The 17,802-nt window shown below is 66.9% G+C and carries 17 protein-coding genes; 9 read left to right on the forward strand and 8 right to left on the reverse strand.

Annotated features, from left to right (window positions below; all coding sequences use genetic code 11):
- Positions 1 to 41 precede the first annotated feature (41 nt).
- The 3 genes from CPBF1521_RS10185 to CPBF1521_RS10195 all read right to left on the reverse strand — a co-directional run bounded on the left by CPBF1521_RS10185 (position 42) and on the right by CPBF1521_RS10195 (position 2,310).
- A complete protein-coding gene (locus CPBF1521_RS10185; protein ID WP_115676883.1) occupies positions 42 to 1,223 on the reverse strand; it encodes a BaiN/RdsA family NAD(P)/FAD-dependent oxidoreductase in 1,182 nt (393 codons plus the stop codon).
- Positions 1,220 to 1,768, reverse strand: a complete 549-nt coding sequence (locus CPBF1521_RS10190; RefSeq protein ID WP_104582185.1) for a YaeQ family protein — start codon at positions 1,766 to 1,768, stop codon at positions 1,220 to 1,222. The genes CPBF1521_RS10185 and CPBF1521_RS10190 overlap by 4 nt, the downstream gene beginning before the upstream one ends.
- A gap of 62 nt (positions 1,769 to 1,830) precedes the next feature.
- Positions 1,831 to 2,310: a YaiI/YqxD family protein gene (locus CPBF1521_RS10195; protein WP_115676884.1), complete on the reverse strand. Its 480-nt coding sequence runs from the start codon at positions 2,308 to 2,310 to the stop codon at positions 1,831 to 1,833.
- A gap of 267 nt (positions 2,311 to 2,577) precedes the next feature.
- Here CPBF1521_RS10195 and CPBF1521_RS10200 point away from each other — a divergent pair, with 267 nt between their 5' ends.
- On the forward strand, positions 2,578 to 2,787 hold the full coding sequence (locus CPBF1521_RS10200) for a cold-shock protein (protein WP_006451993.1): 210 nt from the start codon (positions 2,578 to 2,580) through the stop codon (positions 2,785 to 2,787).
- Positions 2,788 to 2,959: 172 nt separating this feature from the next.
- On the forward strand, positions 2,960 to 3,658 hold the full coding sequence (locus tag CPBF1521_RS10205) for a glutathione S-transferase (protein ID WP_115676885.1): 699 nt from the start codon (positions 2,960 to 2,962) through the stop codon (positions 3,656 to 3,658).
- Positions 3,659 to 3,775: 117 nt separating this feature from the next.
- On the opposite strand, the gene CPBF1521_RS10210 is transcribed toward CPBF1521_RS10205, so the two are convergent.
- Entirely contained in the window at positions 3,776 to 4,651 is an 876-nt protein-coding gene (locus tag CPBF1521_RS10210) for an alpha/beta hydrolase (RefSeq protein WP_115676886.1), read from the reverse strand.
- A gap of 169 nt (positions 4,652 to 4,820) precedes the next feature.
- Here CPBF1521_RS10210 and CPBF1521_RS10215 point away from each other — a divergent pair, with 169 nt between their 5' ends.
- Both CPBF1521_RS10215 and CPBF1521_RS10220 read left to right on the forward strand, forming a co-directional pair.
- Positions 4,821 to 6,377, forward strand: coding sequence for a protein adenylyltransferase SelO (locus CPBF1521_RS10215; RefSeq protein ID WP_115676887.1), 1,557 nt, complete (start codon positions 4,821 to 4,823; stop codon positions 6,375 to 6,377).
- A 94-nt stretch (positions 6,378 to 6,471) separates the two neighbouring features.
- A complete protein-coding gene (locus CPBF1521_RS10220) occupies positions 6,472 to 7,032 on the forward strand; it encodes an adenine phosphoribosyltransferase (RefSeq protein WP_104582190.1) in 561 nt (186 codons plus the stop codon).
- 180 nt (positions 7,033 to 7,212) lie between these two features.
- Here the strand turns inward: CPBF1521_RS10220 and dbpA are convergent, their stop codons facing one another.
- Positions 7,213 to 8,589 (reverse strand): ATP-dependent RNA helicase DbpA, encoded by a 1,377-nt coding sequence (gene dbpA, locus CPBF1521_RS10225; RefSeq protein ID WP_104649036.1) that lies wholly within the window; start codon positions 8,587 to 8,589, stop codon positions 7,213 to 7,215.
- Positions 8,590 to 8,683: 94 nt separating this feature from the next.
- Here dbpA and CPBF1521_RS10230 point away from each other — a divergent pair, with 94 nt between their 5' ends.
- Positions 8,684 to 10,576, forward strand: a complete 1,893-nt coding sequence (locus CPBF1521_RS10230) for an ATP-binding cassette domain-containing protein (protein ID WP_104649035.1) — start codon at positions 8,684 to 8,686, stop codon at positions 10,574 to 10,576.
- Positions 10,577 to 10,781: 205 nt separating this feature from the next.
- Here the strand turns inward: CPBF1521_RS10230 and CPBF1521_RS10235 are convergent, their stop codons facing one another.
- Together CPBF1521_RS10235 and CPBF1521_RS10240 are read right to left on the reverse strand one after the other, a co-directional pair.
- Complete coding sequence (locus CPBF1521_RS10235; protein ID WP_104582193.1) at positions 10,782 to 11,207, reverse strand: barstar family protein; 426 nt, start codon at positions 11,205 to 11,207, stop codon at positions 10,782 to 10,784.
- Positions 11,204 to 11,653 carry a guanyl-specific ribonuclease gene (locus CPBF1521_RS10240; RefSeq protein ID WP_104582194.1) on the reverse strand — a complete coding sequence of 150 codons (450 nt, stop codon included), beginning with the start codon at positions 11,651 to 11,653 and terminating at the stop codon, positions 11,204 to 11,206. Before CPBF1521_RS10240 ends, CPBF1521_RS10235 begins: the two co-directional genes overlap by 4 nt.
- 259 nt (positions 11,654 to 11,912) lie before the next feature.
- Between CPBF1521_RS10240 and CPBF1521_RS10245 the strand changes: the two genes are divergently transcribed.
- The gene (locus CPBF1521_RS10245) at positions 11,913 to 12,524 is read left to right on the forward strand and encodes a superoxide dismutase (protein WP_104582195.1); all 612 of its coding nucleotides are present in this window, start codon (positions 11,913 to 11,915) and stop codon (positions 12,522 to 12,524) included.
- A 361-nt stretch (positions 12,525 to 12,885) separates the two neighbouring features.
- Here CPBF1521_RS10245 and CPBF1521_RS10250 read toward each other — a convergent pair whose 3' ends face one another.
- Positions 12,886 to 13,719: an inositol monophosphatase family protein gene (locus CPBF1521_RS10250; RefSeq protein ID WP_016905058.1), complete on the reverse strand. Its 834-nt coding sequence runs from the start codon at positions 13,717 to 13,719 to the stop codon at positions 12,886 to 12,888.
- 116 nt (positions 13,720 to 13,835) lie between these two features.
- On the opposite strand from CPBF1521_RS10250, the gene CPBF1521_RS10255 reads away from it, so the two are divergent.
- The 3 genes from CPBF1521_RS10255 to CPBF1521_RS10265 are packed head-to-tail and all read left to right on the forward strand — an operon-like array spanning position 13,836 to position 17,704.
- Positions 13,836 to 14,609: an RNA methyltransferase gene (locus CPBF1521_RS10255; RefSeq protein WP_115676888.1), complete on the forward strand. Its 774-nt coding sequence runs from the start codon at positions 13,836 to 13,838 to the stop codon at positions 14,607 to 14,609.
- 51 nt (positions 14,610 to 14,660) lie between these two features.
- Positions 14,661 to 15,590, forward strand: a complete 930-nt coding sequence (locus tag CPBF1521_RS10260; protein WP_164739863.1) for a phosphate/phosphite/phosphonate ABC transporter substrate-binding protein — start codon at positions 14,661 to 14,663, stop codon at positions 15,588 to 15,590.
- Positions 15,587 to 17,704, forward strand: coding sequence for a putative bifunctional diguanylate cyclase/phosphodiesterase (locus CPBF1521_RS10265; protein WP_115676889.1), 2,118 nt, complete (start codon positions 15,587 to 15,589; stop codon positions 17,702 to 17,704). Before CPBF1521_RS10260 ends, CPBF1521_RS10265 begins: the two co-directional genes overlap by 4 nt.
- The last annotated feature ends 98 nt before the right edge of the window (positions 17,705 to 17,802 follow it).

A 17,802-nucleotide genomic window follows, 5' to 3' on the forward strand; every position in this document is an offset into this window, starting at 1 on the left:
GGGGTGAGACTCAGGCCACGTTTGCGCCTGTGGACGTTGCATCAGGCTACGCTCCCGGCGGCGTGACCGGACGCCCATGCCCACTGAAAGTTGTAGCCGCCCAGCCATCCGGTCACATCCAGCACCTCGCCGACGAAGTACAGGCCGGCCACCAGGCGCGACTCCATGCTCGCACTGGAGACCTGGTGGGTATCGACACCGCCCAGCGTTACTTCAGCGGTGCGATAGCCTTCGGTTCCACTGGCGATCAGCGGAAAGGCGGCCAGCAGGTCGGCGGCGGCCTGCAACTGCGGGGGGTCGAGCTGGCGGACCGGCTTGTCCGGTAACCACACCTCGCACAGGCGCTGGGCAAACCGCCGTGGCAGCACGTCGGCCAGCACGTTGCGCAGCTCGGTGGCGCCCCGCTGGCGTTTTTGTTCGCGCAGCCACGCGGCGGCGTCCTGGCCCGGCAGCAGGTCCAGGCGCAGCTCGTCGCCGGGTTGCCAGTACGAGGAGATCTGCAGGATGGCCGGGCCGCTGACGCCGCGATGGGTGATCAGCATGAAGTTGCGGAAGCTGGCGCCGTTGCACTGCGCCTGGACCGGCACCGCCAGCCCGGACAGATCCTGCAGCCGCTCCTGGTGCTTGCCGCTCAAGGTCAGCGGCACCAGCCCGGCGCGCGTCGGCAACAGCGTGTGGCCGAACTGCTGGGCCAGCGCGTAACCGAAGCCGCTGGCGCCCATGCTCGGGATCGACAGCCCGCCGGTGGCCACGATCAGCGACTGCGCCTGCACGCGTCCCTGGCTGGTCTCCACGGTGAAGCCATCGCTGTCACGCTGCACCGAATGCACCTTGCAGTCGGTACGCACCTGCACGCCGGCCGCGTCGCATTCGTCCAGCAGCATGCGCACGATCTGCTTGGACGAGATGTCGCAAAACAGCTGGCCCAGCTCTTTCTCGTGATAGGCGATGCCGTGGCGCTCGACCATCTCCACGAAATCCAGCGGGCTGTAGCGGGCGAGGGCGGACTTGCAGAAGTGGCGGTTGGCCGAGAGGAAGTTGCCCGGGGTGGTGCCGGTGTTGGTGAAGTTGCAGCGCCCGCCACCGGACATCAGGATCTTCTTGCCGACCTTGTTGGCATGGTCGATCACCAGCACCTGGCGGCCGCGCCGGCCGGCGGTGAAGGCGCTCATCAGTCCGGCCGCGCCGGCGCCGACGACCAGCACGTCGCAACGCGTGCTCATTCGGCCGGAGCTTGCCGCACCATCGGGGTCAGGGTGACGCTGCCGTGGTCGGCCAGCATCTGCACCTCGCCGTCCTGGATGATCACATCGAAGCGCATGCCGCGCTGGATCAGCGCGCCCAGCGCTTCGGTGGCCTGCGACTCCAGTTCGAGCACCCGCAGGTTGCGGTGCCGGCCCAGCGCGTTGGCATGCTTCTTCCACCAGGTTTCGGTGGCCTGGCCGCCGTAGCCGATCACCACCACCTCGCGCGAGCGGTTGCAGGCCTTGCGCACGCGGCTCTCGTCCGGCTGGCCGAGGTCGATCCACAGGTCCGGGTCGCCGGTGTAGTCGCGCCGCCACAGGTCGGGTTCGTCCTCGTTGCTGAGGCCGCGGCCGAATTCCAGGCGGTCGTCGGCAAACAGCGCGAACGCCAGCAGCCGCACCATCAGGCGTTCGTCGGTTTCGGAGGGGTGCTGGGCCAGGGTCAACGAATGGTTGGCGTAGTAGCCACGGTCCATGTCGCTGATCTGGAGTTCCGCCCTGCGGACGGTGGCGGTAAGGGCCATCAGGATGCCGGTTGCAAAGGGCGCCCATGATACGCCCCCGCTGCAACCCCGGCGTGCGGCGCTCAGCTGCGCGCCACCTCGGCCAGCCAGCGGTCCAGCTGGGCGGCAAATGCCTGACGGTCGCGCGGATGCAGCGCCGCAGGCCCGCCAGTGACGACGCCGGCGCCGCGCAGTTCTTCCAGAAAGCCGCGTACTGACAGGCGCTCGTTGATGCTGTCGCTGGTAAACGGCTCGCCACGCGGGCTGACGGCGGCCGCGCCGGCCTGCAGGACGCGGGCAGCCAGCGGGATGTCCTGGGTGACGACCAAGTCGCCCGCAGCCACCCGTCCGGCAATGAGGTCGTCGGCCGCGTCCGGCCCTCCGGGGACCTGCAGCGCACGCACATGCGCCAGGCGAGGGGTCTGCAGGAAATGATTGGCGACCAGTGTCACGGCCGCGCCGGTCCGTGCGGCAGCGCGGAAAAGAATGTCGCGAATGACGGCCGGGCAGGCGTCGGCATCGACCCAGATCTGCGGGCGGGACGGCAGGGGAGGCGTATTCATGTGCTGAAATCGGGAGGGAAAGGGCCTGACAGGTGGTCGGATCCGGCCTGACAGTAAAAAATTTGACGCAGGGTGTCGCTTTTTGCTGGGAACACGAGTACTGTGCACGCACTGTGTTTGCAAGGGTCACCGTGAATCGTGGCCTGATGCAGCCGGATCGTTACAGATCTCGCTTCATCGTTCCGCTTTACCAACGCCTGCAACTCAGTCTCAGCTCCGGCTTTTCGGACGCTGCGATTTATCCATCTATAGTTCAGGAGTTTGTAAATGTCAGATCGTCAGAGCGGTACCGTGAAGTGGTTCAACGATGCCAAGGGCTTCGGCTTCATCACCCCGGAAAGCGGCCCGGACCTGTTCGTGCACTTCCGTGCCATCCAGGGCACCGGCTTCAAGTCGCTGCAGGAAGGCCAGAAAGTGACCTTCGTCGCCGTGCAGGGCCAGAAGGGCATGCAGGCTGACCAGGTGCAGGCGGTCTAATCCGTCTGCAACCGTAAGGTTGCCAAAAACGCCGGTCGCGCAAGCGACCGGCGTTTTTTATTGGGCGCAATCTGATCGATGCGCCAGAGCCGGGCAGACCGACCCGCGCAGGTGAGCGCAGCGACGACACGCGGCTCGGTAGCATAGGTGCTTTCCGCGCGCAGTCCCTGCCATGATCACTGTCCACCATCTCAACAATTCCCGTTCCCAGCGCGTGCTGTGGCTGCTGGAAGAACTGGCGCTGCCGTACCAGATCGTCCGGCATGAGCGCGATCCCAAGACCATGCTGGCACCGGCGGCCTTGCGTGCCATTCATCCGCTCGGCAAGTCGCCCATCGTCGTGGACGGCGATCTGACCGTGGCCGAGTCCGGCGCGATCCTGGAGTACCTGACCGAACGCTACGACACCGAGTGCGCCTTGTCGCCGTCGCCGCGCCCGCTGGAGTCGCCGGAGCGCCTGCAATTCCGCTACTGGATGCATTACGCCGAAGGCTCGGCGATGCCGCCGTTGCTGATGACCCTGATCTTCGGGCGCATTCGCAGTGCGCCGATGCCGTTCTTCGCCAAGCCGATCGCACGCGCCATCGTGGACAAGGCGATGGCGGGCTTTGTCGGTCCGCAGCTCAAGTTGCACCTGGACTGGATGGAGCAGTCGCTACAGGCACGCGAGTGGTTTGCCGGCGAGCGTTTCACTGCGGCCGACATCCAGATGAGTTTCCCGGTGCAGGCGGCTGCTGCACGCGGCGGCGGGCTGGAGAGCTATCCACGCCTGCGTGCCTTTCTCGCGCGCATCGAAGCGCGCCCGGCATATCAGGCCGCGCTGAAGAAGGGCGGCCCGTTCGCGTTGATGGGGCGCAAGCCGGCCGGGTGACATTGCGGTCGCCGTGTCGACCGTGCGCCCACAGAAGCTGCAGGTCACCGTGCCTTGACGGTGTCCTGCCAGGGTTGGCGACTCCCGACCCCGGTTCCCCAATCCGTTACCGCCCCATCACGGCGCCCGACACTGCCGCAGGAACTGCAGCGTGTCGCGCAGCACCGGCGAGCGCTCGGGCGATTTGCGCAGTGCCAGCACCAGGCCGAGATGACCCATGCCCGGGTAGATCTTCAACTCGGCCGTGCCGCCCGTGCGTTGCAGGGCCTGCTGCAGCGAGGTGCTGTTCTGCAGCTCGACCACGTGGTCGGCATCGCCGTGCAGCAACAGCATCGGCGGTTCGTCGCCGCCAACGAAATGCACCGGCTGCGACTGCTGCTGCGTCTGCGGCGCCTTGCCGAAGATCTCCACCAGTTCCGGGTCGCTGGTGGGCAGGAAATCGTACGGCCCGGCCAGCCCCACCACCCCGCACAGCTGGCGGGGCTGGAGGCCTTGCGTCTGCAGCCAACGCGTATCGGTACCCAGGAGCGCGGCCATATGCGCACCGGCGGAGTGGCCCATCACCGCCAGGCGCGTCGGGTCGCCGCCATAGGCGTGGGCATGCCGATAGCCCCAGCCGGTGGCAGCGGCGGCATCGGACATGAAGCCTTGCGGCCCCACCTGCGGATACTTGCGATAGTCGGCCACCATCGCCACCACGCCCTGGCGCGCGAGCGCACGCCCGACCCAGCGATAGTTGGCGCGCGTTCCGCGCTTCCAGGTGCCGCCATAGAAGAACACCACCACCGGTGCATCCACCGCGCCACGCGGCTGGTAGACGTCCAGTGCCAGATCATGCGCCGCATCGAACACCTGGTCGCGATGCTCGACGATGCCGTCGCGGCTGGATGCGGCGTTGATGCCACCGAAGAACACGCTGCTGCAGGCGGTCAGCGTCAGCGAACCGAGCAACAGGAGGGCGGGGCGAAACCAGCGATAAGCGCGCGAAGGCATGGGCGATGTCTGTCGAAGGGCAGGGAGGAATAACGCTGTGGTTGTCGCTAGCATGTGCAGGACGAGCCCGCTTGCTGGCGGCCAGCTGATCGAAGATACGGTACGTGCGCAAAGCCGGATGCGTGGTTGCCCATGCGAAGTTCATTGTCGTTGGCCTACGCTGGCAGCCATGACGACCCTGCAATTTGACAACCGCCTGCGCCAGCAGCTGCCTGGTGATCCGGAACAAGGTCCACGCCGCCGCGAAGTGCGCGCCGCATGGTCGGCGGTGGCGCCGACACCGGTCGCCGCGCCGCGCCTGTTGGCGTATTCGGCAGATGTCGCGCAACGGTTGGGGCTGGACGCCGCGGAGATCGGCAGCGCGCGCTTTGCCGAGGTGTTTGCCGGCAATGCGGTGTATCCGGGCATGCAGCCATGGGCGGTCAATTATGGCGGCCACCAGTTCGGGCATTGGGCTGGCCAGCTGGGCGATGGCCGGGCGATTTCGCTGGGCGAGGCGATCGGGGTCGATGGCGGCCGCTACGAGCTGCAGCTCAAGGGCGCCGGCCCGACGCCCTATTCGCGCGGGGCCGATGGCCGGGCGGTGTTGCGCTCGTCGATTCGCGAATTCCTGTGCAGCGAAGCGATGCATCATCTGGGTGTGCCGACCACGCGCGCGCTGAGTCTGGTCACCACCGGCGATGCGGTGGTGCGCGACATGTTCTACGACGGCCGGCCGCAGCGCGAACCGGGCGCGATCGTGTGCCGGGTGGCGCCCTCGTTCATCCGCTTCGGCAATTTCGAGTTGCCCGGTGCGCGCGGCGATCTTGCGCTGCTGCGGCAATGGGTGGATTTCACCATCGCACGCGATTTCCCGCAGCTGGAAGGTGCCGGTGAGGCGTTGTACGCGGCATGGTTCGCGCAGGTCTGCGAGCGTACGGCAGTGATGGTGGCGCACTGGATGCGGGTGGGCTTCGTGCACGGGGTGATGAACACCGACAACATGTCGATCCTGGGATTGACCATCGATTACGGCCCCTATGGCTGGGTCGACGACTACGACCCGGACTGGACGCCAAACACCACCGACGCGCAGGGGCGTCGCTATCGCTTCGGCACCCAGCCTCAGGTCGCCTATTGGAACCTGGGGCGCCTGGCGCAGGCGCTGGCGCCGCTGTTTGCCGACCAGGCGCGGTTGCAGCAGGGCCTGGACCGCTTCCGCGATACCTACCTGGCCTGCGACCGCCACGACACCGCTGCCAAACTGGGCCTGGCCGACTGCCGCGACGAGGATCTGCAGTTGATCGATGCGCTGCGCGCGCTGATGCTCGACGCCGAGATGGACATGACGCTGACATTCCGCGGCCTGATCGCGTTCGCGCAGGAAAATCCTGATCCGGATCCATTGCACGAGGCGTTCTACGACCAGGACAAGCGCCTCGCGCATGCCGCGCCATTGCAGGCATGGTTGCAGCGCTACGCGGCGCGGCTGCGCCAGGACACGCTGTCGCCGGAGCAGCGGCGCGAACGCATGCGCCTGGCCAACCCGCGTTATGTGCTGCGCAACTACCTGGCGCAGCAGGCGATCGATCTGGCCGAGCAGGGCGATGCGTCGGGCGTGCAGGAATTGCTGGAGGTCATGCGCCGGCCCTACGACGACCAGCCGGGCCGCGACGCGTTTGCCGCGCGGCGGCCGGACTGGGCGCGCGACCGCGCCGGTTGCTCGATGCTGTCGTGCAGTTCCTGACGCGCTCAGATGCAGGTATGTCGTAAACCCAGCGTCGTCAGGCCGCGCAGCCTAGAATAGGGGCGTCCCCACCGGCCCTGATGCCACTGCCACCATGACTGACTGCACCCGCTGCGCCGGCACCCATTCTTCCGGACCCAATCAATGGTCCGAGCGCATCCGCGACATCGCCGATTTTCCCAAGCCGGGCATCGTCTTCAAGGACATCACGCCGCTGCTGTCCGACGGCCCGGATTTCGCTTCCGCGCTGGACGAAATGGCGCAGCCCTGGCGCACCACGCCGCTGGATGCGGTGCTGGGCATCGAAGCGCGCGGTTTCATCCTGGGGGCAGCCCTGGCGCGCGAGCTGCGCACCGGCTTCGTGCCGGTACGCAAGCCCGGCAAGCTGCCCGGGCGGACGCTGATCCAGGAATATGCGCTGGAATACGGTACCGATCGCATCGAGATGCACGAGGATGCGTTGCCGCGCGGTGCCCGTGTCTTGATCGTCGACGACGTGCTGGCCACCGGCGGTACGCTGCGCGCGGCCTTGGGTCTGGCCGCACAGCTGGAACTGGAAGTGGTCGGCGCGGCGGTGCTGGTCGAACTGCTGGCGCTGCAGGGCCGCGAGAAGTGGGCCAACGATGTGCCGCTGCTGGCCACGCTGAGCTATTGATCCAGGCCTCTTTCCGACTGCGCGTCTCGCTGCCCTGACGGCCTGCGAACCGGCGCAACGGTCGTGCTGCCGTGTGCAGATCGCCCATGTGCGCCAGCGTGCGCATCCCTGTGGATCCCGCGGCGGACGCTGTCGCCGCCGCGCAACCGGGGCGGCGGCAGGATCTCTGCCGCAGCTTGGTTACAGCTTGCTGACCCGGAACCGGCGGCCCTTGATCTTGCCCGCATGCAGATGCGCCAGCGCCTTGGCGACGTGCGCGCGGGCGATGGCGACATAGGAGCGCGTGGGGTAGATGGCGATCTTGCCGATCGCCGCGCCCGACAGTCCAGCCTCGCCGGTCAGTGCGCCGAGGATGTCGCCGGCACGCAGTTTGTCGGTCTTGCCGCCATCGATGCGCAGCGTGGTCATGGCCGCCTGCGGCAGCTGCGCGGGGCGGGCGGTTGCCAGCGGTGCGCGCGACCAGGTCAGCGGCTGGCCTTGTTCGGCTTCCAGCGCCTGCGCGCGGCCGGTCTCGCGCGAGGCCACCAGGCTGAGCGCCAACCCGCGCTTGCCGGCGCGTGCGGTACGGCCGATGCGGTGGCGGTAGGTCTCGGTATCGGTGGGCAGCTCGTAGTTGACCACGGCCGACAGGTCTTCCACGTCCAGCCCGCGTGCGGCCACGTCGCTGGCCACCAGCACGTTGCAGCTGCGGTTGACGAAGCGCACCAGCACTTCGTCACGGTCGCGCTGTTCCATGTCGCCATGCAGCGCGAGCGCTGAAAAGCCGAACTCCTGCAGCGAGCCGGCCACTTCGTCCACTTCCTTGCGGGTATTGCAGAACACCACGCTGGATTCGGGATTGAAGCGCAGCAGCAGGCCGGCGACGGCCTTCTGCCGGTAGGTCGGGTCGACCTCGAAGAACTGCTGGTCGATTTCCGGCGCGTTGTCGGCGCCTTCGACGGTGATTTCGATCGGGTCCTTCAGGATCTCGCGCGCCAGCGTGCGGATGATGTCCGGGAAGGTGGCCGAGAACAGCAGGCTCTGGCGGTGCTTGTCGCAGCGGCTGGCGATCTCGCGGATGGGTTCCTCGAAGCCCATGTCGAGCATGCGGTCGGCCTCGTCCAGCACCAGCGTGCGCACGCCGCCCAGATGCAGGGCGCGCTTGCGGGCCAGTTCCTGGATGCGGCCGGGCGTGCCGACCACCACTTGCGGGTCATGCGCTTCCAGCGAGGCCAGTTGCGGGCCCAGCGGCATGCCGCCGGTGAGCACCACCAGCTTCATGTTGGGGATGCCGGTGGCCAGCTTGCGCAGCTGCTTGCCGACCTGGTCGGCCAGTTCGCGGGTGGGACAGAGCACCAGCGCCTGCGCACGGGTCACTGCCGGATCGAGCTTTTGCAGCAGGCCCAGCCCGAAGGCGGCGGTCTTGCCGCTGCCGGTCGGCGCCTGGGCGATGACGTCCAGCCCCTGCAGGATCGGCGGCAGGCTCTGTGCCTGGATGGGAGTGAGGACGGTGTAGCCAAGGGCGTCGATGCCGGGGGCCAGGGCCGGCGACAGCGGCAGCGCGGAGAATTCGTTCATGGCGCATTTTAGCGGGAATCGGGAGTGGGGAATCGCAACGGCGAGGCTTTTTCCATTCCCGATTCACCATTCCCGATTCCCGTACAATCAGCGCATGCCCTTAATCACTCTGCAAAGCGTCGACTACAGCGTCGGCGGCCCCCTGTTGCTGGAAAAAACCGACCTCACGATCGAGCCGGGCGAGCGTATCGCCCTGATCGGCCGCAACGGCGCCGGCAAATCGACCTTGATGAAACTGATTGCCGGCGAGCTCAAGCCCGACGATGGCGAAGTGCGCGTGCAACAAGGCGTGCGTATCGCGCGGCTGGAGCAGGAAGTGCCGCAGGGCACCGGCGGCAGCGTGTTCGATGTGGTGGCCGACGGCCTGGGCGAGCTGGGTCATTGGCTGGCCGAGTTCCATCAGCTCAGCCATGCCGAGGTGTTCGATGCCGATGCGTTCGGCAAGGTGCAGGCCAAGATCGATGCAGCCGAAGGCTGGGCGCTGGATCAGCGCGTCAGCGAAACGCTGACCAAGCTGGAACTGGACGGCGATGCGGAGTTTGCGCGGCTGTCCGGCGGCATGAAGCGGCGCGTGCTGCTGGCGCGCTCGCTGGTGTCCTCGCCGGATGTGCTGCTGCTGGACGAGCCGACCAACCATCTGGACATCGAAGCCATCGACTGGCTGGAGTCGTTCCTGAAAAACTGGAACGGCAGCGTGCTGTTCGTCACCCATGACAGGCGCTTCCTGCGTGCGCTGGCCACCCGTATCGTCGAGATCGATCGTGGCCAGGTCACCAGCTGGCCGGGCGACTGGGCCAATTACGAGCGCCGCCGCGAAGAGCGGCTCAATGCGCAGGCGCAGGAAAATGCGCGCTTCGACAAGATGCTGGCGCAGGAAGAGATCTGGATCCGCCAGGGCATCAAGGCGCGGCGCACCCGCGACGAAGGCCGCGTGCGGCGTCTGGAATCGATGCGCAACGAGCGTGTGCAACGCCGCGACCTGACCGGCAACGTGCGCATGGAAGTCTCGCAGGGCGAGTCCTCCGGCAAGAAGGTGATCGAGGCCAAGGAGGTCGGCTTTGCATTCGGTGCGCGCACGATGGTCAAGGATTTTTCGACCATCATCCAGCGTGGCGACCGCATCGGTCTGATCGGCCCCAACGGCAGCGGCAAGACCACCTTGCTCAAGCTGTTGCTGGGCGATCTGCAGGCGCAGCACGGCGAGATCCGCATCGGCACCAATCTGCAGATCGCCTACTTCGACCAATACCGTTCCACGCTGCGCGAGGACTGGAGCGCGATCGAGAACGTGGCCGAAGGCCGCGATTTCATCGAGATCAACGGCAAGCGCAAGCATGTACATGCGTATCTGCAGGACTTTTTGTTCACGCCCGAGCGCGCCCGTGCGCCGATCACCCGGCTGTCCGGTGGCGAGCGCAATCGGCTGCTTTTGGCACGCCTGTTCGCGCAGCCGTCCAACCTGCTGGTGATGGACGAACCGACCAACGATCTGGACGTGGAAACGCTGGAACTGCTGGAAGAGCTGCTCGGCGAGTACACCGGCACCTTGTTGCTGGTCAGCCACGACCGCGACTTCCTCGACAACGTGGTGACCTCCACCTTGGTGATGGAAGGCGAGGGCCTGATCGGCGATTACGTCGGCGGGTACAGCGATTCGTTGCGTCAGCGTCGCACCCCTGCACCCAACGCGATGGCGGTTGCCAAGGCATCGGCAACGGCGGCGGCGACCACGCCGGTGGCGGCTGTGGTGCCGGCCGATGCCGCGCCCAAGCGCAAGCTCAGCTACAAGGACGCGCGTGAGCTGGAGCAGTTGCCGGCGTTGATCGAAACCCTGGAGCAGCAGGTCACGGCACTGACCGAGGCCATGAACGACCCGGCCTTCTATCAGCGCGACAGTGCGGCGATGGCCGCGCACACCGCCGCATTGGGCGCCGCGCAGGCGCAGCTGGATGCGGCGTTCGCGCGCTGGAGCGAACTGGATGGTTGACGATCGGGCCGGCGCGCGACTGCATGCCGGCCCTGTGGAGGTGCGGTGCCGATAGCTGGCACCACACATCCATGACGCGGTGGCAGGCGTTGGGGCCGCGCGTCAGGTAAGACGCGGGATAGATGCCCGCCGCCGCTCACCGATCGCCCGCGCAGTGCCGGTCTTGGTCTGTTCCGTGATCGCAGGCTGGTCTTGCAGACCGCGCCTAGTCGCAGGCACTGGCAGGTGCCACGAACGCCGCGAACGTGCGCCCGCGCGTGGCCCAGGCGGTAGCGGCCTGGTCGAGAATATCCAGCAAGGTGTCGCGGTCGTTCGGCGCAGTGCGCGCGAGTGCGTCGGCGCCGTCGATCAGCAGCGCATAGCCCTGCGCTGCCGGCAGCCACGCCAGGTCGCGCAAGGCATCGGAGAGCGCGTCCCAGTTGCGGCCGAAGCTGGCCGGGAAGTCCAGTTGGGTGGCCAGGCGCATCAGCAACCTGTGCTTGTCGCTGCAACCGGCCAGGTCCACGCGCAGGATGTGCAGGCCGGCATCGCGGGCAAGCGCGGCCATGGTGTCCAGATCGTCGGTGTCGGCTTGGTAGACGCCCGATTGCTGCGGGTCGGACAGATCCAGCGCGAAGTCGCCTGCGCTCATGGCGTGCGCTCCGGGGCCGGGCCCTGGAACGATTTGAAACTCTGGTAATGATCGTCGCTGTAATACCACGCCTGCGGCGGCGTGCCGCCGGTGACGATGCGCCGCGCGCCGCGATCGGGGCTGCCTGGCGTTTCCACGGTGTATTCGTGGTAGTAGCCGCGTGGGCGCGCGGGCAGGTGCTGCTCATGATTGCCAAAGACGCTGCCGTCTTGCGGATGCGGGAACGGGCCGCCGCGCTGGATCAGCACGATCGTGGCCATCGCTTCGGTCGGCAGGAACCCCGGCAACTCGTGCTGCCGGGATGGCCGTTCGGCCGGTACCGCCGCGGCGATCGGCGCGCTCAGCTGCGGCGCGAAGTGCGGCTTGGGCGTCTGCAGCGCACGCATGCCCCATAACCCGGCCACGAGCAGCACGATGGCGACGATCAGCAAAGCGGGCTTGCGCATGAAAACGTTCCGGAAGCGACGGTATGGACGGCAGGGCAAGTATGCCGTTGCCCGACTGTGTCGACTTTGAATGCACAACTGCGCCGGTCCGGTTCACGCCCAAGTAACCGGGGCATGGTGCAAGGTGTGCAGCGAACACGACGCGGCATGCGATGGGATGAAGTTTCCCTGCCACCACCCTTGGTAAGCGCCGCCGCCGTCCTTACCATCTACCCCGCAACGCCCGGTCTTCGCCGGGCGGCACGTCCAGGAGACACCCATGGCTTACACCCTTCCGCAGTTGCCCTACGCCTACGACGCGCTGGAACCCAACATCGATGCGCAGACGATGGAAATCCATCACACCAAGCATCATCAGACCTATATCAACAACGTCAACGCGGCGCTGGAAGGGACTGAGTACGCCGATCTGCCGGTGGAAGAGCTGGTGTCCAAGCTGAAGAGCCTGCCGGAAAACCTGCAGGGCCCGGTGCGTAACAACGGTGGCGGCCACGCCAACCATTCGCTGTTCTGGACCGTGCTGTCGCCCAATGGCGGCGGTGAGCCCAAGGGCGAGGTCGCCAAGGCGATCGACAAGGACCTCGGTGGTTTCGAGAAGTTCAAGGAAGCCTTCACCAAGGCCGCCGTCAGCCGTTTCGGCTCGGGCTGGGCCTGGTTGAGCGTGACCCCGGACAAGAAGCTGGTGGTGGAGAGCACCGCCAACCAGGACAGCCCGCTGTTCGAAGGCAACACCCCGATCCTGGGTCTGGACGTGTGGGAACACGCGTACTACCTGAAGTACCAGAACCGCCGCCCGGAATACATCGGCGCGTTCTACAACGCGGTGAACTGGGAAGAAGTCGAGCGCCGCTACCACGCTGCGATCGCCTGACGTCCTGCTTGAGCGCTGAATCCTGTGTAGCGCTCTACCAGTGACGCCCAACGCACAAGGCCGGGAGCGATCCCGGCCTTGTGCATTTCGCTGCACGCTGTGATGTAGGAGCGACCCTGGTCGCGAGAGGCTTTACCGGGAAAGCCCGTCGCGCTCGGGCGCGCTCCTACATCGTGCGGCGCCATTGGTTGGCGTGGAGCTGGAACGCACAAGGCCGGGAGCGATCCCGGCCTTATGCACTTTGCTCCAAGCTGTTGTAGGAGCGACCCTGGTCGCGAGAGGCTTTACCGGGAAAGCCCATCGCGCTCGGGCGCGCTCCTACGTTGTCGGCGGCGATTGGAGCTCGGCTCTCAGGCAGAGATCAGAACTTGGCGTCGAACTCGCGGGCGTAGCCGGTGTTGACGATGACCTTCTGTAGGGCGTCGCTGATCTTGATGTTGCCGGCCACGATCTGCTGGGTTTCCGGACCCATGTTGTCCATCCGCGGCGGGGTGGCGCCCTTGTAGTCGCAGACGCGGCCACCGGCTTCGCGCACCAGCAGCACGCCGGCCGCGATGTCCCAGGCTTTGACGCCGGCTTCGAAATACGCATCGGCGCGGCCACAGGCCACATAGGCCAGGTCCAGTGCGGCAGAACCGGTACGACGCACGTCTTCGGCCTGCACCAGCAGCGCATCGACGCACTTCAGCTGCGCACTGATGCGTGCGCGCTCGCGCGGCGGAAAGCCGGTGTGGACCATGGCGCCTTCCAGGTCCTTGCGTTCGGCAATGCGGATGCGACGGTCGTTGAGCACTGCGCCGGCGCCGCGGCTGGCGGTGAACAGCTCGTTGCGCAACGGGTCGAAGATCACCGCATCGGTCGGCTCGCCGTTTTCCACCAGCGCGATGGACACGCAGTAATGCGGGAAGCCGCGCAGGTAGTTGCTGGTGCCATCCAGCGGGTCGATGACCCAGGTGTAGCGGCCACTCTTGCCGCCTTGCACGCCGCCTTCTTCGCCGAACACGGCGTACTCGGGGTAGCCGCGCTTGAGTTCCTTGATGATGACCTTCTCGGCATCGGCATCGACTTCGCTTGCGTAGTCCATGCGGCCTTTTTGCACCACATTCAGCGCATCGAGCTTGTTGATGCCGCGCAACAGCACATTGCCGGCGAGGCGGGCGGCTTTGACCATGACGGTGACGGCGGGTTTCTGCATGGTTAAAGCTCCCGTGAAGGCAGAATCGAAAATGGCGAAGGTAAAAGAGCGGTCCGGCACCAAAGCCGGCCGCGCAGTTTACCATCTACGGCCGAATCGCTCCCCAATCTCTGTTCATGTCCGTCAGCCAGCGCATCCGTTTTGTTCTTGTCGGCACCCAGCATCCAGGCAACATCGGCGCCGCCGCGCGCGCGATGAAGACGATGGGCGTGTCGCGCCTGGTGCTGGTGGCGCCGGAGCGTGCGCTCGACGAAGACGCCTATCGGCGTTCGGCCGGCGCCGAGGACGTGCTCGGCGAGGCGCCGATCTTCGCCACCCTGGCCGAGGCGGTGGCCGATTGCACCCTGGTGATCGGCTGCACCGCGCGTGCGCGCCGGGTCGCGCTGGAAGAGCTACCACCGGACGCGGGCGCGCGCCGCGCCTGGTCCAAGGCCAGCGAACCGGCCGAGGTGGCGATCGTGTTCGGCCGCGAGCGTACCGGGCTGACCAACGACGAGCTGCAGCTCTGCCACGCGGCGCTGCATATCCCCTCCGACCCGGCGTTCAGCTCGCTCAACCTGGCGGCGGCGGTACAGGTGGTGGCGTACGAAGTCCGGCTGGCGCAGCTGGCGGCGTGCGAGGCAGAGCCGGCCCCGGCTGCGGCTGCAACGGGCGGCGCGCTGCGCGACGGCCCGGCCAGCCATGCGCAACTGGAGGGCATGTTCGGCCAGTTGGGCGACACCCTGGACGAGATCGACTTCCACAAGGGGCGCGCGCCGGAGTCGGCGATGCGCAAGCTGCGGCGGCTGCTGCTGCGCGCGGACATGAGCGAGCAGGAGGTGCGGTTGCTGCGCGGCATTCTGTCCGATGCGCAGCGCATGGCCATGCTGGCAAAGCGCGCCGGAAGCTGACGTCTGTCACATCTCGAAAGATTCGGCTAGGCTGTCGGCGGCTCTAGGGGAGTGTCCGTTTTGCGCGGTCTACGATGGTGTCTGATTGCCTGCGGGCTGTTGGCGGGGGCAGGCCTGGCCGCGACGGCGACGGCGGCGCCTTCCCCGGTCTTGGTGCTTGGACGGATCAGCGACGATCCCGCCACGCATTACGCGCAACTCAAGCCCTTGCTGGATTACGTGGTGCCGCGCATGCGCGAGGTGGGTATCCGCCGTGGCGAAATCCTGATGGCGCCGGATGCGCGGCAGATGTCCAGTTACCTGCGGCGTGGCCGGGTCGACTGGGTCAGCGAGACCACCGGTGCGGCGATGCTGCTGGAACAGCGCGGCAGTGCGCACCCGCTGGTGATGACCGAGCGCGATGGCCTGCGCGAGTTCCACACGGTGTTCTTCGTCCGCCGCGACAGTCCGATCCAGTCGCTCAAGCAATTGCGCGGCCACACCCTGGCATTGCAGAACGCCTCCTCCACCAGCGGCTATCTGCTGCCGATGCTGGAGCTGGTGCGCAACGGCATCGCCTGCGACGTGCTGCTGTCGCCGGACGACAGCCGAGTGCCGGGCTCGGTGGGTTACCTGATGGTCGGGTCGAAATTGAATATCGCCGCCTTCGTGCATCAGCACCTGATCGATGCGGGTGCTTTCAGCAATGCCGACTGGGACGACGAGCGCCACCTGCCACCGGTATTCAAGCGCGACTTCCGCATCGTGCATCGCAGTGCGCCGGTACCGCGCGCGGTGGAGATGGTGCGCACCGGCATGGACCCGGCGGTGGAGCGGCGGCTGCGCGTGGTGCTGCTGCAGGCGGCCTCCGATCCGAAGGCCGGGCCGGCCTTGAAGCGTTTTTTCGGCACCACCGCCTTCCACCCGCTGGATGAGGCCAGCCGCCGGCGCCTGGATGCGCTGAGCGCCGGGTTGCGACGTGTCAGGGATCACGTGGAATGACTCAGATGCGCTTCGGGCTGCAGGCACGCTTTCTCTTGGTGATGGCACTGACGCTGTTGCTGGTCGGTGCCATCCTGGCGTCGCTGCTGCAGCGCCAGAGCGCGATGCAGCGCGAGGTGCGCGGGCTCAGTGCGCAGATCCTGCACGAGCTGTTCGATCGCAGCCTGCGCACGCGCGGCGAGACCCTGGCCACCGAACTGGCGAACGGTCTGGCCAATCCGCTGTACTACTCGGACCTGGGCGCAGTGGGGGCCCTGGTGCGCAATGCCGCGCGGCAGCAGGTGGTGAGCTACGTGCTGGTGTTCGACCGACGCGGCCGGCTGGTGCACGACGGCTCGCCCAACCTGCAGCATTACGGTCAGGCCATGACCGACCCGCTCGCATTCAAGGCGGTGACGGCGCGCGCCATGGTGTTGCAGTCCTCGCCGGAGGTGCTGGACGTGACCGTGCCGATCAAGATCGGCGACCAGCGTATCGGCGGCGTCCGGGTGGGCATGTCGCTCGAACGGGTGCGCAGGATCGAATCGGGCGCCAACCTGACCCTGGTGCAGAACCTCAACGCGATCGGCAAGCGCGATCTGGGCTGGCTGCTGGTGCTGCTGGCCGCGTTGGTCGCGCTGGGTGTGCTGTTGGCCATCTATGTGCAGCGCACCCTGGTGGCGCCGGTGCGGTTGCTGGCCGCGGCCGCGCGCCAGATCGAGCGTGGCGACTATGCGGTGCAGCTGCCGCCGCATCCGCGCAACGACGAGATCGGCGAGCTGATCTCCGCCTTCGGCCGCATGAGCGAGAGCATCGCCCGGCACGATCGCGAGGTGCGCCACATGGCTTACACCGATGCGCTGACCGGCCTGACCAACCGGCTGGGATTTCGCGAAGGCCTGGATCATCTGCTCAACACCGCCCGCAGTACCGACAGCAAGCTGGCGCTGCTGTTTGCCGATATCGACGACTTCAAGCGCGTCAACGACACGCTGGGCCACGAGGCCGGCGACGAGGCCTTGCTGCAGTTCGCCAGCCGGATCAGCCGCGCGGTCGGCGCATTGGGCGGCGACGATGCGATCCTGGCGCGCTTCGGTGGCGATGAGTTCGTGATCCTGCTGCAGAACGGCGATGTCAGCCTGCTCGCCGCCCAGCTCGCCGACCGGCTGGTGCACGAGTTGAGCCGCCCCTTGAACGTGCAGGGCCGGGAGGTGTTCCTGGGCACCTCGATCGGCATCACGCTGTTCCCGGACGATGCCAGCAATGCCACTGCGTTGTTGAAGAACGGCGACATTGCGATGTATCAGGCCAAGGTCGCCGGCAAGAACTGCCATCGTTTCTACAGCCGCGCCGCCGACCATGCGGTGGAGCGGCGTGTGCACATGGAGCACGAGCTGCGCGGGGCCTGGGATCGCGATGAGTTGCGGCTGGTCTATCAGCCGATCTACCGCACCAGCGACCGTGTGCTGGTGGGGGTGGAAGTGCTGTTGCGCTGGCAGCACCCGGCGCTGGGCACGATTGCGCCGTCCACCTTCATCGATATCGCCGAGCAGAGCGGCCTGATCGAGGTGATCGGCCCCAAGGTGCTGCGCGCGGCCTGCCTGGAAGCGGCGCAATGGCCGGTGGTGGGCGATGGCCTGTTCATCTCGGTCAACGTCTCGCCGCGTCAGCTGCGCAGTGGCGACCTGATCGACACGGTGGCCGAGTGCCTGGCCGAGTCCGGCTTGCCGGCTGCGCGGCTGCATCTGGAGCTGACCGAAACGGCGGTGATCGGCGACGAAATGATGGCCGCCAGCCTGCTCGATCAGCTGCACCGCACCGGCGTAAAGGTCTGGCTGGATGACTTCGGTACCGGTTTCTCCGGCCTGAGCCACCTGCGCCAGGTGCCGGTGGACGGGGTCAAGATCGACAAGAGCTTCATCGCCGACCTGCAGCGCGACCCGGACGATCTGGCGCTGACCACAGCCATCATCGGCATGGCCCATTCGCTGGGCATCACGGTGGTGGCCGAGGGCATCGAGCAGGAAGCGCAGTTCAACCTGCTGCGCGAACGCGGCTGCGACCTGGGCCAGGGCTACTGGTTCAGCCGCCCGCTGAGCCCGGCCGATATGGTCAAGCTGATCGCGGCCGGCTGATCGGCGTAGGAGCGCACCTGGGCGCGACGGGCGGGGCTTTACCGGGCAGCCGAGGCTTTATCAGGAAGGCTTCGTCGCGCCCGGGTGCGCTCCTACGG

Source organism: Xanthomonas euroxanthea (assembly GCF_900476395.1).
GTDB classification, from domain to species: Bacteria; Pseudomonadota; Gammaproteobacteria; order Xanthomonadales; family Xanthomonadaceae; genus Xanthomonas; species Xanthomonas euroxanthea.

Coding starts and splice junctions, on each gene's coding strand:
- CPBF1521_RS10240 (WP_104582194.1), bottom strand. CDS start 11,653: ATGCGCAAGCCCGCTTTGCTGATCGTCGCCATCGTGCTGCTCGTGGCC.
- CPBF1521_RS10185 (WP_115676883.1), bottom strand. CDS start 1,223: ATGAGCACGCGTTGCGACGTGCTGGTCGTCGGCGCCGGCGCGGCCGGA.
- CPBF1521_RS10265 (WP_115676889.1), top strand. CDS start 15,587: ATGACTCAGATGCGCTTCGGGCTGCAGGCACGCTTTCTCTTGGTGATG.
- CPBF1521_RS10195 (WP_115676884.1), bottom strand. CDS start 2,310: ATGAATACGCCTCCCCTGCCGTCCCGCCCGCAGATCTGGGTCGATGCC.
- CPBF1521_RS10220 (WP_104582190.1), top strand. CDS start 6,472: ATGACTGACTGCACCCGCTGCGCCGGCACCCATTCTTCCGGACCCAAT.
- CPBF1521_RS10255 (WP_115676888.1), top strand. CDS start 13,836: ATGTCCGTCAGCCAGCGCATCCGTTTTGTTCTTGTCGGCACCCAGCAT.
- dbpA (WP_104649036.1), bottom strand. CDS start 8,589: ATGAACGAATTCTCCGCGCTGCCGCTGTCGCCGGCCCTGGCCCCCGGC.
- CPBF1521_RS10215 (WP_115676887.1), top strand. CDS start 4,821: ATGACGACCCTGCAATTTGACAACCGCCTGCGCCAGCAGCTGCCTGGT.
- CPBF1521_RS10190 (WP_104582185.1), bottom strand. CDS start 1,768: ATGGCCCTTACCGCCACCGTCCGCAGGGCGGAACTCCAGATCAGCGAC.
- CPBF1521_RS10245 (WP_104582195.1), top strand. CDS start 11,913: ATGGCTTACACCCTTCCGCAGTTGCCCTACGCCTACGACGCGCTGGAA.
- CPBF1521_RS10210 (WP_115676886.1), bottom strand. CDS start 4,651: ATGCCTTCGCGCGCTTATCGCTGGTTTCGCCCCGCCCTCCTGTTGCTC.
- CPBF1521_RS10205 (WP_115676885.1), top strand. CDS start 2,960: ATGATCACTGTCCACCATCTCAACAATTCCCGTTCCCAGCGCGTGCTG.
- CPBF1521_RS10250 (WP_016905058.1), bottom strand. CDS start 13,719: ATGCAGAAACCCGCCGTCACCGTCATGGTCAAAGCCGCCCGCCTCGCC.
- CPBF1521_RS10230 (WP_104649035.1), top strand. CDS start 8,684: ATGCCCTTAATCACTCTGCAAAGCGTCGACTACAGCGTCGGCGGCCCC.
- CPBF1521_RS10200 (WP_006451993.1), top strand. CDS start 2,578: ATGTCAGATCGTCAGAGCGGTACCGTGAAGTGGTTCAACGATGCCAAG.
- CPBF1521_RS10235 (WP_104582193.1), bottom strand. CDS start 11,207: ATGAGCGCAGGCGACTTCGCGCTGGATCTGTCCGACCCGCAGCAATCG.